Below are 17,699 nucleotides of genomic sequence, written 5' to 3' on the forward strand. Positions count from 1 at the left end.
CTTTAAAATTAAATAATTAAAATTGTAGACCTGAATCACGTGCAGCATTTGCTAATGCTTTAATACGTCCATGATACTTGAATCCTGAACGATCAAATGAAACAATAGTGATACCTTTATTAATTGATCTTTTTGCAATTTCTTTTCCTGTTATAATAGCAGCTTCTATATTACCCGTATATGATAGTTTTTCACGAATATTTTTTTCTAAAGTAGAAGCAGTTATTAAAACTTTATTTTTATAAGATATAATTTGAGCATATATATGACGCGAAGTACGATGTATAACTAAACGTGTAGTTTTTAGTTCATAATGTTTTTTTCGTAATTTAGTTATTCTTCTAATACGAATAATTTTTTTTTTATTCATAATATTTAATTTATTTATCCTTATTTTTTCTTTATTTCTTTAATTTTTATTTTTTCATAACTATATCTAATACCTTTTCCTTTATACGGTTCAGGAGTTCTATAAGATCTAATATTAGCAGCTACTTGACCTAATAATTGTTTATTTGATCCTTTTAAAAGTATTTCATTTTGATTTATATCTGCTTTAATTCCTTCAGGTAAAGTATAATAAATTGGATGAGAATATCCTAACATTAAATTTAAAATATTTTTGTTAAGAGTAACTCTATAACCTATACCAAATAAAATAAGTTTTTTAAAAAAACCTTTAGTTACCCCTATAATCATAGAATTTAATATAGATCTTGATGTTCCAGCATATGACCAAACATTATTATTATTTCTTTTAGGTAAAAATAATAACTGTTTATTATTAATTTTAATTTTTATTAAAGGATTAATTAATATTTTTAATATACCATTTTTTCCTTTAACAATTATCTTTTGTTTATTTATGATAATTTTGACATTATCAGGAATAAAAATAGGGTTTTTAGCTATTCGAGACATTTTAATACCTTATTAATTAATCATGAAATATAACAAATTATTTCGCCACCTATTCCATAATTACGTGCAGTATAATCAGTCATTATTCCTTTTGATGTAGAAATAATAGCAATTCCTAATCCTGCCATAACTTTAGGTAAATTTTTTTTTCTTTGATAAATTCTTAATCCAGGGCGACTTACACATTTAATATTTTCTATTACAGCTTTACCTCTAAAATATTTTAAGTAAATTTCTAATTGAGATATATTATTTTTAATAACTTTAAAATTTTTAATATATCCTTCATTTTTTAAAATATTTGCAATTGATTGTTTAATTTTTGAATATTGCATTATAATTTTTATTTTTTTTGATAATTGACCATTGCGAATTCTTGTTAACATATCAGCAATAGGATTTTGTATACACATATTTTATATCCTATAATATATTTATATTATTCATCACCAACTAGCTTTTTTTAATCCAGGAATTTCTCCTTTCATTGCAGATTCACGTACTTTAATTCTACTTAAACCAAATTTTCTTAAAAAAGCATGAGGTCTACCTGTTTGTTTACATCTATTTCTTTGTCTAGAAAGACTAGAATCTCTTGGAAGAGATTGTAATTTAAAAATTGCATCCCAACGAACTTTATCTGATACATTTAAACTAGATATTAATTTTTTTAATTTTTGTCTTTTTATAAAAAATTTTTTTGCTAATTTTATTCTTTTAATTTCACGAGCTTTTATAGATTCTTTAGCCACAATAAAATCCTTAGTTACGAAATGGAAAATTTAATTCATGAAGTAAAGCATAGCCTTCTTTATTAGAATTAGCTGTAGTAGAGATAGAAATATCTAATCCACGAATATAATCAATTTTATCAAAATTAATTTCAGGAAAAATTATTTGTTCTTTAATTCCTATATTATAATTACCATATCCATCAAAAGATTTTTTAGATAATCCTCTGAAATCTCTTATTCTAGGTATTGCAATAAATAATAAACGTTCAAAAAAATACCACATTCTTTTACTACGCAAAGTAACTTTGCATCCTATAGGATAACCTTGTCTAATTTTAAATCCTGCTATTGATTTATGAACTTTAGTAATCAAAGGTTTTTGCCCACTAATTACGGTTAAATCATTTATGGCATTTTCTAAATGTTTTTTATTAGAAATAACTTTTCCTACACCCATATTTAAAGTAATTTTACTTATACGAGGAACTTGCATAATAGAGTAGTATTTAAAACTATATATTAAATTTTTTACTATTTTATTTTTATAGTAATTATATAATTTTGACATAACATATTACCTATTTATTAAATAATTTTATTATTAGATTTAAAAAAACGTAATTTTTTACCTTTTATAAATTTAAAACCTATACGATCAGGTTTTTTAGTTTGAGTATTAAATATAGCTATATTAGAAATATGAATAAAATTTTCTTTTTCTATTATTCCACCTGAATTAGAGTTAGAAGGATTAGGTTTAATGTGTTTTTTTATTAAATTTAGTCCTTCTATAATAACTAATGTAGAATTTAAAAAATATTTTATTTTGCCTTTTTTACCTTTATCTTTACCTGTTAAAATAATAACTTCATCATTACAATGTAATTTAGATGCCATAATTTTCTACCATCCTATTTAAATTACTTCTGGAGCTAATGAAATGATTTTCATAAATTTTTCATTTCTTAATTCTCTGGTAACAGGACCAAAAACTCTTGTTCCTATTAATTGTTCATTAGTATCATTCAATAATACACATGCATTATTATCAAAACGGATAACTGAACCGTCTAAACGACGTATTCCTCTTTTAGTTCTTACTATAACAGCTTTTAATACATCACCTTTTTTGACTTTACCTTTTGGTATAGCTTCTTTTATAGTTATTTTAATTATATCCCCAATATTAGCATAACGACGGCGTGAACCTCCTAATACTTTAATACACATTACTCTACGAGCTCCAGAATTATCTGCAACATTTAATATAGTATGTTCCTGTATCATAATTATCTTTTTAGTGAATAATAAATTTTTTGTGAAAAATTAATAATTAATAATTAATATTAATTGATTAAAATTTATGAAAAAATACATTTTAAACTATTACTTTTTTAAGAATATTTACTAAAATCCAAGATTTAGTTTTTGACAATGGTCTGCATTCTTTTATTTCAATAAAATCACCTATATTACATGTATTTTTTTCATCATGAACATGTAGTTTTGTTGTTTTTTTTATAAATTTTCCGTAAATTGGATGTTTTATAAATCTATTAATATGTACTACAATAGTTTTATTCATCTTGTTACTTGTAACTTTTCCTTTTAAAATTTTTTTTTTGTTTTGCATTATTCATAATCTCTTTTTTTTGTGATAAAATTGTTTTAATTTTAGCTATATTTTTTTTAGACTGTTTTAACAAATGAGTTTGCTTAAGATTTCCTGATTTTAATTGTATTTTTAAATTAAATTGTTCTTTAAATAAACTAAGTAATTCTTTATTTAATTCTTTATGATTTTTTTTTAATAATTCATTTGTATTCATAATATTTGTATTATATTTTTTTTATTTAAAAAAATTGTTTTTACTGGTAATTTTGCCGATCCTAATTTAAAGGCTTTTTGAGCTAATTTTTCTGATATACCATCTATTTCATATAATATTCTTCCAGGTTGTACTAATGCTACCCAATATTCTACATTACCTTTACCTTTTCCCATACGAACTTCTAATGGCTTTTCTGTTATGGGTTTATCAGGGAAAATTCTAATCCAAATTTTACCTTGTCTTTTCATAGATCTACTAATAGCTCTCCTTGCTGATTCTATTTGTCTTGCAGTAATTCTTCCTCTATGAACTGCTTTTAATGCATAAGAGCCAAAATCAATATTCATTCCTACAACAATTCCCTTATTTCTACCCTTATGCATTTTCCTGAATTTTGTACGTTTTGGTTGTAACATATAAAATCCTCTTTTATTTTCTTCCTCTAGTACGTTGTTTTTTAGAATTTAAAATTATCTTATTTAATTTTTGATTATAATCAATAATATTACCTAATATTTCTCCTTTGAAAATCCAGACTTTAATTCCAATTATTCCATAAGTAGTATTAGCTTCTGCTAAGCTATAATCAATGTTAGCACGTAAGGTATGTAATGGTACACGACCTTCTCTATACCATTCTGTACGAGCTATTTCAGTTCCTCCTAAACGTCCGCTAACTTCTACTTTAACTCCTAATGCTCCTAATCTCATTGAATTTTGTACGGCTCTTTTTATAACTCTTCTAAACATAACCCTTTTTTCTAATTGTATCGAAATATTATCAGCAACTAATTTAGCTTCTAATTCTGGTTTACGGATTTCAGTAATATTAACTTGTGTAGGTACTCCAGAAATTTTAAAAATCATTTTTCTAAGTTTTTCTACATCTTCACCCTTTTTACCTATGACTATACCTGGTCTAGATGTATGTATTGTTACTCTAATACTTTTAGAAGGTCTTTCAATTGTAATACGAGAGACTGATGCTTTTATTAATTTTTTATTTAAAAATTTTCTTACTTTAAAATCACTATACAAATTATTTGCAAAGTCTTTTGTATTAGCAAACCAAGTAGAATTCCATGTTTGAATAATTCCTAATCTTAAACCATTAGGATGTGTTTTTTGACCCATTATTTATATTTCCTTATCTTAATTAATTAATATTATCATCAGATACAATTATAGTTATATGACTTGTATATTTAAAAATACGATCTGAACGTCCTTTAGCACGAGGCATAATACGTTTCATATTAGATCCTATATCTATAAAAATTTTTGATATTTTTAAATTATCAATATCCATACCATTATTATTTTCTGCGTTAGATATAGCAGAATTTAATACTTTTTTAATAAGAATAGATGCTTTTTTATTAGAAAAATTTAAAATATCTAAAGCTTTTGATATTTGTTTTCCTCTTATAAGATTAGCAATTAATCTTAGTTTTCGAGCAGAAGATCGTGAATATAGATGTTTTGCTAAAACTTCCATTTTTATCCTTTAATAAAATTAAATATTTATTTTTTTATTGTTTTTTTAATTTTTTTATCAGCACTGTGTCCTCTATAAGTACGAGTTGGAGAAAATTCACCTAATTTATGTCCTACCATTTCATCTGAAATAAAAACCGGAATATGTTGACGTCCATTATGGACAGCTATTGTTAAACCAATCATATTAGGAAATATAGTAGATCTTCTTGACCAGGTTTTTAATGGTTTTTTAGAACTTTGTTCTATTGCTTTTTCTACTTTTTTAAATAAATGATAATCGATAAAAGGACCTTTTTTTAAAGAACGAGACATATAAAATTACCTTTTTTATTATTTATTACTACGATTACGAATAATATATTTATTTGTTCGTTTATTTTTTCTGGTTTTTTTACCTTTAGTTTGGACTCCCCATGGAGTTACCGGATGTTTACCAAAATTTTTACCTTCTCCTCCACCATGTGGATGATCTATAGGATTCATTGCAGTACCTCTTACAGTAGGTCTAATTCCCATCCATCTTTTAACTCCAGCTTTTCCTAAAGATTTTAACATGTGTTCATTATTTCCAATTTCTCCTAATGTTGCTCTACAATTAGATGAAATTTTTCTTATTTCTCCAGATCTTAAACGTAAAGTAACATAAAAACCTTCTTTAGCTATTAATTGTACATATGTTCCAGCAGCTCGAGCTATTTGTCCTCCCTTTCCTGGTCTCATTTCTATATTATGTATAATAGATCCTATGGGAATATTATTCATTGGTAATGAATTACCTATTTTTATATCTACATTAGTTCCTGATTGAATAATATCCCCTATTTTCAAATTTTTAGGTGATATTATATAACGTTTTTCTCCATCTTTATATTTAATTAATGCAATATTTGCAGAACGATTAGGATCATATTCAATACGTTCAACAATTCCTGAAACAGAATCTTTATTTCTTTTAAAATCTATAATACGATATAATCTTTTATGTCCACCTCCAATATGTCTAGTTGTTATATGTCCATGATTATTACGCCCACCAGATTTATTTTTTTTTTCAATTTTAGATTTAAGTGGTTTTCCTTTATACAAAAATGGATTAACTACTTTAATCATATGTCTTCTACCAGGAGATGTAGGTTTACACTTAATAATTGTCATATTTACACTTTTTATTATATTAATTTTTATTTATATTAAAATCTATATTTTGACCTTTTTGTAAAGAAATATATGCTTTTTTCCAATTATTACGATGATATTTATAATTTTTATTTTTTTTTGTTTTTCCTTTTACTATTAAAGTATTTATATTTTTAACTTTAATATTAAAAATTTTTTGAATGGCTGTTTTAATATCTTTTTTAGTCGCTTTTTTTAATACTTTAATAGTAAAAGTATTTCTTTTTTCTATTGCTAAAGAAGATTTTTCAGATACATGAGGAGATTCTAAAATTTTAAAAGAATTTTCTGTTAAAATCATGTTAATATTTCCTCTATATGTTTAATTGCGTTTATAGTAATAATAACTTTATCATTATTAATTAAACTAACTGGATCAATATTCATTGAATTTTTTATTTGTATATAATATAGATTACGAGATGCTAAAAATAAATTATTATCTATAGAAACAGTAATAATAGTTGCTTTTTTAAAAATAAAATTTTTTAATTTATCTACTAAGATTTTAGTTTTAGGTTTTTCTATAATAAAATCACTTAACAAAATTATTCTATCTTTTCTAATAAGTTCTGAAAAAATACTTTTTAATGCATTACGATACATTTTTCTATTAATTTTTTTGTAATATATTTTATTTTTAGCTGCAAAAGTTACACCACCAGAACGCCAAATAGGACTTTGAGCTGAACCTGCTCTAGCTTTTCCTGTACCTTTTTGTCTCCATGGTTTTTTCCCAGATCCTTTAACTTCCCCTCTTGTTTTTTGTGCTTTAGTTCCTTGTCTACCAATTGTTCTATAAGATTCTAATACCTGATGTATTAAAGATCTATTATAATGTTTATTAAAAATATTATCTGATAATATTACTGTATTTTTTGTATCTTTTGTTATAATTTCCATTTTTATTCCTGAAAGTTAAATTTTTAACTTTTAAGATAAGTTTTAATAGCAGGTTTAACAATAACATTACTTCCAGAAAATCCAGGAATAGCTCCTTTAATTAATAATAAATTTTTTTTTATATTTAATTTAATTATATCCAAATTTTGGATTGTAACTTTTTGATTTCCTAATTGACCAGCCATTTTCTTACCTTTAAAAACTTTTCCTGGAGTTTGATTTTGTCCAATAGATCCAGGTACTCTATGAGACAATGAATTACCGTGACTGGCATCTTGAGTTTTAAAATTCCATCTTTTAACAGTTCCTGAAAAACCTTTTCCTTTAGAGATACCAGTTATATCTACTTTTTTTATTTTATTAAAAACTTCAATTGTTATATTTTGACCTATATAAAATGTATTTTGATTATTAGAAAAAAAACGATGTTCCCATAATATATATCCAGCTGAAGTTTTTGCTTTAGCAAAATGACCTGCTTCAGCTTTATTTATATGACTAACTTTTTTTGTACCAGTTGTCATTTGAATAGCATTATAACCATCATTTATAACAGTTTTTATTTGTGTAACACTAATAGATTCAAATTTTATTACTGTTATAGGAATAGATATTCCATCTTCAGTAAAAATACGAGTCATACCTAATTTTTTACCAATTAAATTAATCATGATTATATAACCTTACATAATATTTAAAATAGTATTAATTAACCTAAGCTAATTTGTACATCTACACCAGCTGCTAAATCTAAACGCATTAATGCATCTACAGTTTTTTCTGTAGGCTGTATAATATCAACTAAACGTTTATGAGTTCGAATTTCATATTGATCACGAGCGTCTTTATTAACATGAGGAGAAATTAAAATTGTAAAACGTTCTTTTTGTGTAGGTAAAGGTATAGGACCACGTACCTGTGCACCAGTACGTTTAGCAGTTTCAACAATTTCAGTAGTTGATTGGTCTATTAAACGATGATCAAAAGCTTTCAGACGAATACGGATTCTTTGGTTCTGCATTATTAGACCAGAGCCTCTAATTAAAAAATTAAAATAACCTTCAACAAACTTTAAAATAGCTTTGAGAGGACCTATGTGATATTATAATATTTATAATGTTTATTATTTATAAAATTATCATGACATAATAATACATTATGACTGATAAAATATATAGAAAGCAATATATTTAATTTATAAAATTTTAAAAAATAATATATTTAAGAAAAAGAATTTTATTAAATTTTTTTAACAAATATATTATTCTTATTAATAATTTTAATAAATATTTATATAATAATTAAATTAGATAATTTAAAATTAAAAATTATTAAAATATGTTTTTAAATAGAAAAAATATAACTTTGTTAGCTTTTGATTACGGAACTAAAAACATAGGTGTAGCGATTGGACATACTATTATTGGTATAGCACATACATTAAAAAAAATAAAAAATAATAAAAAAGGTAAACCTAATTGGAATAAATTTAAAAAAATAATAAAATATTGGAAACCTAAAAAAATAATAGTAGGATTACCATTAAATATGAATGGTAGTGAACAAAATACTACAATATTAACTAAAAAATTTGCATATTTAATCAAAAATAAATTTAATATAGATGTAGAATTACATGACGAACGTTTAAGTACTATTGAAGCTAAAAACATTTTATTTACAACTGGAGGATGGAAAATGTTAAAAAAAAATGACGTAAATTCTGTATCAGCATCAGTTATTCTTCAAAGTTGGTTTGAAAATAATAACAAATATTATTAATAATATTTGTTATTAAATACAATTAAATAATAAATTCTACTAATAAAATAAAAAAATAAAATTATATTTGATTAATATTTTATTTAAAAATATATTACTAAATATGAATATTTATAAGCAATATTATTGTTTAGTAACATAATTCTATAATATAATTTTATTAATATAAATATTCATTATTTTGAGGAATCTATGTTAACATTAATGTTTTTAGCTAAGAGTATATGTGAAATTACTATTATTATATTATTATTGAGAGTCTGGATTTTTTTAGTTATAAGTAATACTTATAATTATTTCACACAATTTATTAATATAATATCACAACCTATTATTAAACCAATAAAACTATTTATTCCTGATATAAAAAATTTTGAATTATCATCATTTATTATATTAATAATTGTATGTATAATAAAATATCCTCTGTTAAGATATTTTCAAAAAGATTATCCACCTTGTATATCATTTATAATGTATATTATTATAGGTTTTATAGCTTTATTAAAATCTTTTGGATATTTGTTATTTTGGTTAGTTACAATACGTTCTATATTTAGTTGGTTTAATAGAAATTACAATGATTTTGATATTGTATTAAATGAATTAACAGATCAATTTCTAGAACCTATAAAAAAATTTATTTCACCTATTTATAATATTGATATGTCACCTTTTATACTCAGTATTTTTTTATATTTATTATATTATCTAGGTCAAGATATGTTTCCTTCATTTTGGTCAACAATATAATTTATAACATATGAAAAAAAAATATTATAGTTTATATATTCATATTCCTTGGTGTTTAAAAAAATGTCCTTATTGTGATTTTTATTCTTTGATTATTTCTAATAATAATTCTAGTGAAAATATAAAAAAAAAATATATAAATAATTTATTATTTGATTTAGAAAATGATTTGTTTTTTTTAAAAGAAAAATATATTTATATTAAAAGTATCTTTTTTGGTGGAGGAACACCTAGTTTAATAAATGGAAAATTAATTGATTATTTATTAAATGAAATAAATAAAAAAGTATATATAAAAAAATCAGCTGAAATTACTATAGAAACAAATCCTTCATCTATTAATAAAAAAAATATTTTAGAATATAAAAAAAGTGGCATTAATCGTGTTTCTATAGGTGTTCAAAGTTTTCATGATATTAGTTTAAAATTGTTAGGAAGAATTCATTCCGCTCAAGATGCCATTAATTCTATTAACACAGTAATTGATAATGGTTTTATAAATTTTAATATAGATTTAATGTATGGTATACCAGGACAATCTTTAAAAGAAGCAAAAAATGATTTATACCAAACATTATTATTTAATCCTAAGCATATATCATGGTATCAACTTACAATAGAACCAAATACAATTTTTAATAAATATAAACCAATAAATTTACCAAAATTTAATACTTTATGGAAAATTTTTAAAGAAGGAAAAAAAATTTTAAAAGAATATGGATATATAAATTATGAAATATCTTCTTTTGTAAAAGAAGATATTTTTAAATGTAAACATAATTTAAATTATTGGAATTTTGGAGATTATATTGGTATAGGTTGTTCTGCTCATGGAAAATTTACTATGAATGATGGTAGTATTATTCGTACTATTAAAAATAATAATATTATAAAATATATGGATGGCAATTATTTATTTACTCATAAAAAAGTTAAAGATTGTGATAAAATATTAGAATTTTTTTTAAATAGATTTCGTTTATTTGAAAAAATTTCTAAAAAAGATTTTACTTTAACTACAGGAATAAAAATAAATTCTATCAATTCTAATATAGAAAAATCAATAAAATTAGGATATATGAAACATAATAAAAATTATTTAATAATTACTAAAAAAGGTTATTTATTTTTAAATAATTTATTGGAAATCTTTATTTAGTTAAATTAACTAATTTTTGTATATTCTAAAATCCATATTTGTCTATTTTTTTTTTTTGCTTTATTCGAAAATTTAGTTGACAGCAAATTATGAAAATTTTTATATATTTTTTTAAATTTATTTGATGGAATAATATAATTATTATAATTAATATTATTAATATTAATTATTATGTTGTCTTTATATTGTGTATCATCTGTATTAATATATAATATTCCTTTATTTTGTAATAACAAAAATATTTGTTTTAGAAAATGATTATTTAATAATCTCCTTTTTTTATGTTTTAGTTTTGGCCAAGGATCAGGAAAATATATTTGAATTAATTTTATTAAGTTATGAGGAATCATTTTTTGTAAAACATCTACAGCATTATAATTAATTAATTTTAAATTTTTTATTTTATTTATACTAATGTTTTTCAAACAATGAATTATTCCTGGTATATATACTTCAATACCAATAAAATTGTATTGAGGATTATTCATAGCAATATTAATAAGTAATTCTCCTGTTCCAAAACCAATATCAATTATAACAGGTAAATTATTATGAAATATTAAATGAAAATTTATAGGAATTGTTTGAAATTTAATATTAAATATACATGAATATTTTTCTAATATTTTTTTTTGTAATTGACTTAATTTTCTATAACGACAAATAAAACTTTTAATATTATTTTTCATTTTAATGATTTTTGTTATATTTATATATTATATAGTAAATTTTTTTTTAAATTTAATTAAATAATTTAAATTATATTAAATAAAATAATAAAATCCCATATTTGGAAATATTTTATATGTCTAGAAAAATTTTTTGTATATTTTACCAATGCGAAATGAAAGGATTAGATTATCATATATATCCTGAATACATAGGTGAAATTATTTTTAATCAAATATCTCAAGAAGCATGGAATCAATGGTTAATTAAACAAACTAAATTAATTAATGAAAATAATTTAAATATGATAAATGAAAAACATTTCAATTTTTTAAAAAAAAATATGATATATTTTCTTTTTATGAAACATTGATAAACTTATTGGAGCTAAGCGGGATCGAACCGCTGACCCTCTGCGTGCAAAGCAGATGCTCTACCATCTGAGCTATAGCCCCTTTTTTAGGCTTGAGTGGATTTGAACCACCGACCTCACCCTTATCAGGGGTGTGCTCTAAACCATCTGAGCTACAAGCCTATTAACTATTAAATAATTTATTCATATTTATATCAAAAGTCAAATAAAATATTTTAATTATTTTAAAAAAATATTTATTTCATTTATTATAAAATAATTATTATTTATTTATTATATGAAATAAGATTATATGTTATATTATAATATATTTATATTTTTAGAATTTGTATTACTTTTTAGTTTTATATTTTTATATATAAAAAAAGTTAATAAATTAAACTTAAAAATTAAAATTACTGAAAAAACTTTAGAACACAAAATAAAAGAAAATATCAAATTACATATTAAATTAAAAAAAAATTTACATTTAAAAGATTATTTAAATAATAATTTAAAAAAATTAGAAATTCAATTAGTTCTTACAATAGAAAAAAATAATAACTTAAAATTTTTAAAATTAGAAAATAATGATTTAAAAATACAAATTTTAAATCAATTAGAAATTATATCTGATTTAAAATCTGAAATAAGTAAAGTTAAAACTCAATTACAAGACTCAATTATTTATTCTGAAAAAAAAGATATATTAATAACGAAAAATAAAAAATATTTAAATTCTGAATTTATAAATTTAGCTAATAAAATATTTGAAAACAATGAAAAACGTATTAATGAAAATAATAATAAAAATATAAAAAATATAATTAATCCACTAAAAAATGAATTAAATGATTTTAAAAATCAACTTCAAAATAATTTAAATCAAGAATCTTCTGAAAGAAATATATTAACTTATGAATTACGTACTTTACAAAAATTAAATAATCATCTTTCTCAAGAAGCAATTAATTTAACAAATGCTTTAAAAGGGAATAATAAAATTCAAGGAAATTGGGGTGAACTAATTTTAAATAAAATATTAGAATCATCAGGATTAAGAAAAGGACATGAATATGAAATTCAAAAAATTATTAGATTAAAAGATAAACAAAAAAAAATACAACCCGATATAATAATAAAATTACCTCATAATAAAAATATAATAATTGATTCTAAAATGACTTTAGTAGCTTATGAACGTTATTTTAATTCTGATGATAATAAAATGAAAAATAAAGCTTTAGATGAACATATTTTAGCTATTAGAAATCATTTGCGTTTATTAAGTAGTAAAAATTATCAAAATTTACCTAATATGAAATCATTAGATTATATTATTATGTTCATTCCTATAGAACCTGCATTTTTAATAGCTATAGGTTATAAACCTTCATTACTAAATGAAGCATTAAAACAAAATATTATGTTAGTTAGTCCAACAACATTAATGGTTACTCTTAGAACTATTAGTAATTTATGGCGTTTTGACAAACAAAATAAAAACTCTTTAATTATAGCTAATAAAGCTGCAAAATTATATGATAAAATTAGACTTTTTATAGACGATATATATAATATTGAAAAAAGTTTAAATAAATTACAAGATAATTATAATTCAGTAAAAAAAAAATTATTTACAGGAAAAGGTAATATTATTTCTCAAGCAGAAAATTTTAGAAATTTAGGTATTGAAGTAGTTAATAAAATAAGTAAAAAATATATAGAAAACGATTAATATCATTTTTTATCTTTTTTTATAAGAAAAAGAATATTGAATAATATTTATTATATTTTTTTAGAAATAAAAGAATATTTGTTCTGAGTAAAATTAAATTTATTATTAAATAGTAAATTTTTATAAAGATTTATTATTTAAATTTAATATTCAATTAACATTAAATTTATTTATATTTATATTTTTATATTACTATAATATTTTTAATTTTTAATTAAAAATTATTTCTCCATTTTAAAAAACTAAATAAATAATATTAAATTAATTTTAAAAATTATTTTTAATAGAAAATAATTCTTTTTTTATTATTTGAAAAAAGAAAAAATAATATAATAAATATTTGTAATATTTTAAAATTTAATTTTTATAGATTTTAGTCTTATAAAAAAATATTTAAATAAAGAGAAAAATTATGATTTTAGTTTCTAGTATCTCTCAATTAATAAAAGATAAAATTAAAATTAATAGTGAAATAACTATAAGTGGATGGGTTCGTACAAAAAGAATTTCTAAAGCAGGAATAGCTTTTATTAGTTTATATGATGGTTCAAATATTAATGATATTCAAATAATAGCATATTCATCATTAGATAATTATAAAAAAGAAATATTATTAGTAACCAGTGGTTGTTCTTTAACAGTTACAGGAAAATTATTAAAATCTCCTAAAAAATTACAAAAATATGAAATATGTGCTTCACAGATAAAAATATTAGGATGGGTTAAAAATCCTGAGAAATATCCTATTTCACCTAAAAAACATAGTTTAGAATATTTAAGAGAAGTATCTCATTTACGTTCACGTACTAAATTAATCAGCAGCATTACCAGAATAAAACATAATATATTTTTATATATTCATAATTTTTTTCATAAAAATAATTTTTTTTGGATAAATACTCCATTGATTACTACTTTAGATACTGAAGGTTCAGGAAAAATGTTTAGAGTTTCTACTCTTAATTCTAAAAATTTATCTTTAAATAAAGAAAAAAAAATAGATTTTAAAAATGATTTCTTTGGTAAAGAAGCTTTTTTAACTGTATCTGGACAATTAAATCTAGAATCATATGCGTGTTCTATGTCTAAAGTATATACTTTTGGCCCTACTTTTCGGGCAGAAAATTCTAATACTAATCGTCATTTAGCTGAATTTTGGATGTTAGAAATAGAAATGTCATTTGCAAATTTAAAAATTATTATGCGTTTAGCAGAAAAATTATTAAAATATTTATGTAAAAAAATTTTAAATAATCATATAGATGAAATTAATTTTTTATCAAAAAAAAATAACATTAATTTATTTGATAAAATCAATAAAATTATTAAAAATAAATTTATAATTATTGATTATACTAATGCTATTAATATTTTAATAAGAAATAAAAAAAAATTTAATAATCAAATTTTATGGGGTAAAGATTTATCTATAGAACATGAAAAATATTTAACTAATGATTATTTTGATGCACCAGTAATTGTATATAATTATCCAAAAGAAATAAAAGCTTTTTATATGTATCTTAATAAAGATAAAAAAACAGTTTCTTCTATGGATGTTTTATTTCCAGATATAGGAGAGATTATAGGTGGTTCTCAACGAGAACATAGAATTAATATATTAGATAATAGAATTAATGAATTAAAATTAAATAAGAAAGATTATTGGTGGTATCGTGATTTAAGAAAATACGGAACTGTTATACATTCTGGTTTTGGTTTGGGTTTTGAAAGGTTTATAGCATATATTACAGGATCGTGTAATATTAAAGATGTTATTCCTTTTCCAAGAACTCCATATAATGCTAAGTTTTAATTGAAAGAATTATAAATAATGTTAAAATTAGTTTTCTGAAATAAAAAAATAAAGTAATATTATATATAAATAATTAAAAATATTATAAATAATGTATTATTGAGGATAATTATGAAATTTAATATATTGAAATTATTAATACCATTTTTATTATTATTTAATACTGTATATGCTAATGAAATTTATGATAAAAAAGATCATACATTAGATTTATATGGTAATTTAAACGTTTATGATGTTTTTGCTAAAAAAAATAATAAACCAGTTAAACATAATAGACAATATAATTTTGATTTAGGTTTAAAAGGCACAACAAAAATTAATAGTGATTTGAAAGCATTTGGACAGTTTGAATATACTATAAAAATAAATAAAACTGAATCTCAAACTAATTATCCTATAATACATTTAGGATTTTTAGGTTTGCAATACTATAATACAACTATAAGTTATGGTAGAAATTATGGTATATTATACGATACTATTTCATATATAAATAAATTTCCTGTTTTAAATGATGGAATATATTATTTTAATGATAATTTTATGTTTGGTAGAGCAAATAATTTAATAACATATAGAAATAAAAATTTTTTTGGATTAGTAAATGGATTAAATGTTGCTTTACAATATCAAGGAAATAATGATTTTTCTAAAAAAATAGAACAAAATGGTGAAGGATGGGGATCATCAATTGAATATAATTTAGGTTTTGGAATCAATATTATTGGATCTTATTTTTCTTCTTATAGAACTCCTAGTATTCATAATAAATCATTATTTCATAAATTTTTTCTTGATAAAGATGAGAAAAATAAAAAGATTAAAATTGAACCTGATGATAAAAAAATATCTAATGATAATGCTAATGCTTATGCATTAGGTATAAAATATAATAAAGAAAATATTTATTTATCAACAGTTTTTAGTGAAACTAATCATTCAATGAAATATATTGCTAATAATAATATTTTATTAGCTAATCAAACTAAAAGCTTAGAAATTTTAGGTCAATACACTTTTAATGATAATGTAAAAGCTTCAATATCTTATTTACAATCGCAAGGGTATAATATACCTGCTGGAATTGATTATCCTGCTGGAAGAATTGATTTAGCTAAATATTTAACTATTGGCACTACATATTCTTTAGGTAAAAATTTCTTAGCTTATGTAGGCTATAAAATTAATTTTTTAAATCTTACAGATTATGTAGTAAGTACTTATATACCACATGATGATATGGTAGGTTGTGGATTAACATATCATTTTTAATTAAAGTAATTAATTTTTTATTTTTAAAAAATTTATAAATATTAATTAACTATCTAAATATTATTAATAGATAGATAGATAGTTAGTTAGTATTTTATTTTATTTATTTCATTAAAAATAAAAATTTTATTTTAAAAAAGGATTATTTGATATTTCAGATCCTATAGTAGTTATAGATCCGTGTCCCGGAATAATAATAACATTATTGCCTAATGTTATTATTTTATTTTTTATCGAGTATAATAAAATATTATAATTACTTAATGGAAAATCAGTTCTACCAATACTTTTTTTAAAAATTATATCTCCTGATAATAAAATATTATTTGATCTATTAAAAAATACTATATGTCCAGGAGTATGACCTGGACAATGATATACAGTTAGTAAGATATTACCTATTGTAATTTGATCGTTATTTTTTAACCATTGATTATTTTTAAAAACACAATTAGGTAATTGAAAAATATTTTTTTGAAATTCAATATTTTTTATCCAAAAATCATCTTTTTTATGAGGTCCTAAAATAGGTATTTTATATATATTAGATAATATATATGCAGAACCAATATGATCTAAATGTCCATGAGTTATTAATATTTTTTTTAAAGATAAATTATATTTAATAATATTATCTATAATTTTATAGTGTTCTCCACCAGGATCAATTACTGCTGCATGTAAAGTAATAGGACACCATATTATACAACAATTCTGATAAAAATCTGTTACGGGTATAATTATATAATTCATTATGTATTATAAAATAATATATATTATAAATTTATTTAATATTTATTTTATCTCTAATTGTTTTCCTGGTTTAAAATATGTGATATATTGAGATTTTAATTTTAATACATTACCAGTTTTAGGATGTAGACATATTCTTGAAGCTTTATAATATAAAGAAAAACTTCCAAAACCTCTAATTTCTATTTTATGTCCTTGAGAAAGATTTATATTCATATAATATAATATTTCTCTTACTACATTTTTAATAATATTAGTCGGAATTTTATTATTTTTGTTTTCTGATATTAATTTATTAATTAATTCAGAGTTATTCATTAATATACACCATTT

Annotated in this window: 27 protein-coding genes, 2 tRNA genes and 1 pseudogene; 7 read left to right on the forward strand and 23 right to left on the reverse strand. The window is 21.1% G+C overall.

Annotated features, from left to right (window positions below; genetic code table 11):
* Positions 1-16: 16 nt before the first annotated feature.
* From rplR to rpsJ, 18 genes and pseudogenes are all read right to left on the reverse strand, one after another.
* Entirely contained in the window at positions 17-370 is a 354-nt protein-coding gene (gene rplR, locus GJT80_RS01420; RefSeq protein ID WP_168867611.1) for a 50S ribosomal protein L18, read from the reverse strand.
* Positions 371-390: 20 nt separating this feature from the next.
* Positions 391-921 (reverse strand): 50S ribosomal protein L6, encoded by a 531-nt coding sequence (rplF, locus tag GJT80_RS01425; protein ID WP_168867612.1) that lies wholly within the window; start codon positions 919-921, stop codon positions 391-393.
* Between the two features lie 20 nt (positions 922-941).
* Positions 942-1,334: a 30S ribosomal protein S8 gene (rpsH, locus tag GJT80_RS01430; RefSeq protein ID WP_168867613.1), complete on the reverse strand. Its 393-nt coding sequence runs from the start codon at positions 1,332-1,334 to the stop codon at positions 942-944.
* Positions 1,335-1,367: 33 nt separating this feature from the next.
* On the reverse strand, positions 1,368-1,673 hold the full coding sequence (gene rpsN / locus GJT80_RS01435) for a 30S ribosomal protein S14 (protein ID WP_168867614.1): 306 nt from the start codon (positions 1,671-1,673) through the stop codon (positions 1,368-1,370).
* A 10-nt stretch (positions 1,674-1,683) separates the two neighbouring features.
* Positions 1,684-2,223, reverse strand: a complete 540-nt coding sequence (rplE, locus tag GJT80_RS01440; RefSeq protein WP_168867615.1) for a 50S ribosomal protein L5 — start codon at positions 2,221-2,223, stop codon at positions 1,684-1,686.
* Positions 2,224-2,240: 17 nt separating this feature from the next.
* Positions 2,241-2,552, reverse strand: coding sequence for a 50S ribosomal protein L24 (gene rplX / locus GJT80_RS01445; protein ID WP_168867616.1), 312 nt, complete (start codon positions 2,550-2,552; stop codon positions 2,241-2,243).
* Between the two features lie 18 nt (positions 2,553-2,570).
* Positions 2,571-2,942 (reverse strand): 50S ribosomal protein L14, encoded by a 372-nt coding sequence (gene rplN / locus GJT80_RS01450; RefSeq protein ID WP_168867617.1) that lies wholly within the window; start codon positions 2,940-2,942, stop codon positions 2,571-2,573.
* A 91-nt stretch (positions 2,943-3,033) separates the two neighbouring features.
* A complete protein-coding gene (gene rpsQ / locus GJT80_RS01455; protein ID WP_168867618.1) occupies positions 3,034-3,288 on the reverse strand; it encodes a 30S ribosomal protein S17 in 255 nt (84 codons plus the stop codon).
* A gap of 16 nt (positions 3,289-3,304) precedes the next feature.
* Positions 3,305-3,484: pseudogene (rpmC, locus tag GJT80_RS01460) on the reverse strand (50S ribosomal protein L29); the annotation flags it as partial.
* Positions 3,481-3,903: a 50S ribosomal protein L16 gene (rplP, locus tag GJT80_RS01465; protein ID WP_168867620.1), complete on the reverse strand. Its 423-nt coding sequence runs from the start codon at positions 3,901-3,903 to the stop codon at positions 3,481-3,483. The pseudogene rpmC and the gene rplP, both read right to left, overlap by 4 nt.
* A gap of 13 nt (positions 3,904-3,916) precedes the next feature.
* Entirely contained in the window at positions 3,917-4,621 is a 705-nt protein-coding gene (rpsC, locus tag GJT80_RS01470; protein ID WP_168867621.1) for a 30S ribosomal protein S3, read from the reverse strand.
* 22 nt (positions 4,622-4,643) lie between these two features.
* Positions 4,644-4,985, reverse strand: coding sequence for a 50S ribosomal protein L22 (gene rplV, locus GJT80_RS01475; RefSeq protein ID WP_168867622.1), 342 nt, complete (start codon positions 4,983-4,985; stop codon positions 4,644-4,646).
* Positions 4,986-5,011: 26 nt separating this feature from the next.
* Positions 5,012-5,299: a 30S ribosomal protein S19 gene (gene rpsS, locus GJT80_RS01480; RefSeq protein ID WP_168867623.1), complete on the reverse strand. Its 288-nt coding sequence runs from the start codon at positions 5,297-5,299 to the stop codon at positions 5,012-5,014.
* An 18-nt stretch (positions 5,300-5,317) separates the two neighbouring features.
* On the reverse strand, positions 5,318-6,142 hold the full coding sequence (gene rplB / locus GJT80_RS01485) for a 50S ribosomal protein L2 (protein WP_168867624.1): 825 nt from the start codon (positions 6,140-6,142) through the stop codon (positions 5,318-5,320).
* Between the two features lie 19 nt (positions 6,143-6,161).
* Entirely contained in the window at positions 6,162-6,464 is a 303-nt protein-coding gene (gene rplW, locus GJT80_RS01490) for a 50S ribosomal protein L23 (protein WP_168867625.1), read from the reverse strand.
* The gene (gene rplD, locus GJT80_RS01495) at positions 6,461-7,066 is read right to left on the reverse strand and encodes a 50S ribosomal protein L4 (protein WP_168867626.1); all 606 of its coding nucleotides are present in this window, start codon (positions 7,064-7,066) and stop codon (positions 6,461-6,463) included. Before rplD ends, rplW begins: the two co-directional genes overlap by 4 nt.
* Before the next feature lie 23 nt (positions 7,067-7,089).
* On the reverse strand, positions 7,090-7,737 hold the full coding sequence (rplC, locus tag GJT80_RS01500; RefSeq protein WP_168867627.1) for a 50S ribosomal protein L3: 648 nt from the start codon (positions 7,735-7,737) through the stop codon (positions 7,090-7,092).
* A 38-nt stretch (positions 7,738-7,775) separates the two neighbouring features.
* On the reverse strand, positions 7,776-8,087 hold the full coding sequence (gene rpsJ, locus GJT80_RS01505) for a 30S ribosomal protein S10 (protein WP_168867628.1): 312 nt from the start codon (positions 8,085-8,087) through the stop codon (positions 7,776-7,778).
* Between the two features lie 317 nt (positions 8,088-8,404).
* On the opposite strand from rpsJ, the gene ruvX reads away from it, so the two are divergent.
* From ruvX to hemW, 3 genes are all read left to right on the forward strand, one after another.
* Positions 8,405-8,848: a Holliday junction resolvase RuvX gene (ruvX, locus tag GJT80_RS01510; RefSeq protein ID WP_168867629.1), complete on the forward strand. Its 444-nt coding sequence runs from the start codon at positions 8,405-8,407 to the stop codon at positions 8,846-8,848.
* A gap of 192 nt (positions 8,849-9,040) precedes the next feature.
* The gene (locus tag GJT80_RS01515; RefSeq protein ID WP_168867630.1) at positions 9,041-9,601 is read left to right on the forward strand and encodes a YggT family protein; all 561 of its coding nucleotides are present in this window, start codon (positions 9,041-9,043) and stop codon (positions 9,599-9,601) included.
* A 10-nt stretch (positions 9,602-9,611) separates the two neighbouring features.
* Positions 9,612-10,763 carry a radical SAM family heme chaperone HemW gene (gene hemW / locus GJT80_RS01520; protein WP_168867631.1) on the forward strand — a complete coding sequence of 384 codons (1,152 nt, stop codon included), beginning with the start codon at positions 9,612-9,614 and terminating at the stop codon, positions 10,761-10,763.
* A gap of 5 nt (positions 10,764-10,768) precedes the next feature.
* Here the strand turns inward: hemW and trmB are convergent, their stop codons facing one another.
* Positions 10,769-11,452 (reverse strand): tRNA (guanosine(46)-N7)-methyltransferase TrmB, encoded by a 684-nt coding sequence (gene trmB / locus GJT80_RS01525; RefSeq protein WP_168867632.1) that lies wholly within the window; start codon positions 11,450-11,452, stop codon positions 10,769-10,771.
* 116 nt (positions 11,453-11,568) lie between these two features.
* Here trmB and GJT80_RS01530 point away from each other — a divergent pair, with 116 nt between their 5' ends.
* Positions 11,569-11,805, forward strand: coding sequence for an oxidative damage protection protein (locus GJT80_RS01530; RefSeq protein ID WP_168867633.1), 237 nt, complete (start codon positions 11,569-11,571; stop codon positions 11,803-11,805).
* 9 nt (positions 11,806-11,814) lie between these two features.
* On the opposite strand, the gene GJT80_RS01535 is transcribed toward GJT80_RS01530, so the two are convergent.
* Positions 11,815-11,887 (reverse strand) — tRNA-Ala (locus GJT80_RS01535).
* Between the two features lie 5 nt (positions 11,888-11,892).
* Positions 11,893-11,967: transfer RNA gene (locus tag GJT80_RS01540), tRNA-Ile, on the reverse strand.
* Positions 11,968-12,097: 130 nt separating this feature from the next.
* Here GJT80_RS01540 and rmuC point away from each other — a divergent pair.
* From rmuC to GJT80_RS01555, 3 genes are all read left to right on the forward strand, one after another.
* A complete protein-coding gene (rmuC, locus tag GJT80_RS01545) occupies positions 12,098-13,522 on the forward strand; it encodes a DNA recombination protein RmuC (protein WP_168867634.1) in 1,425 nt (474 codons plus the stop codon).
* A gap of 415 nt (positions 13,523-13,937) precedes the next feature.
* Positions 13,938-15,338 carry an asparagine--tRNA ligase gene (gene asnS / locus GJT80_RS01550; protein WP_168867814.1) on the forward strand — a complete coding sequence of 467 codons (1,401 nt, stop codon included), beginning with the start codon at positions 13,938-13,940 and terminating at the stop codon, positions 15,336-15,338.
* 111 nt (positions 15,339-15,449) lie between these two features.
* On the forward strand, positions 15,450-16,613 hold the full coding sequence (locus GJT80_RS01555; protein WP_168867635.1) for a porin: 1,164 nt from the start codon (positions 15,450-15,452) through the stop codon (positions 16,611-16,613).
* A gap of 126 nt (positions 16,614-16,739) precedes the next feature.
* Here the strand turns inward: GJT80_RS01555 and GJT80_RS01560 are convergent, their stop codons facing one another.
* Positions 16,740-17,366, reverse strand: coding sequence for an MBL fold metallo-hydrolase (locus tag GJT80_RS01560; RefSeq protein WP_168867636.1), 627 nt, complete (start codon positions 17,364-17,366; stop codon positions 16,740-16,742).
* 42 nt (positions 17,367-17,408) lie between these two features.
* Positions 17,409-17,684, reverse strand: a complete 276-nt coding sequence (locus GJT80_RS01565; protein ID WP_168867637.1) for an HU family DNA-binding protein — start codon at positions 17,682-17,684, stop codon at positions 17,409-17,411.
* Positions 17,685-17,699: the final 15 nt, after the last annotated feature.

Source organism: Enterobacteriaceae endosymbiont of Plateumaris braccata (assembly GCF_012563325.1).
Taxonomy (GTDB): Bacteria; Pseudomonadota; Gammaproteobacteria; order Enterobacterales; family Enterobacteriaceae.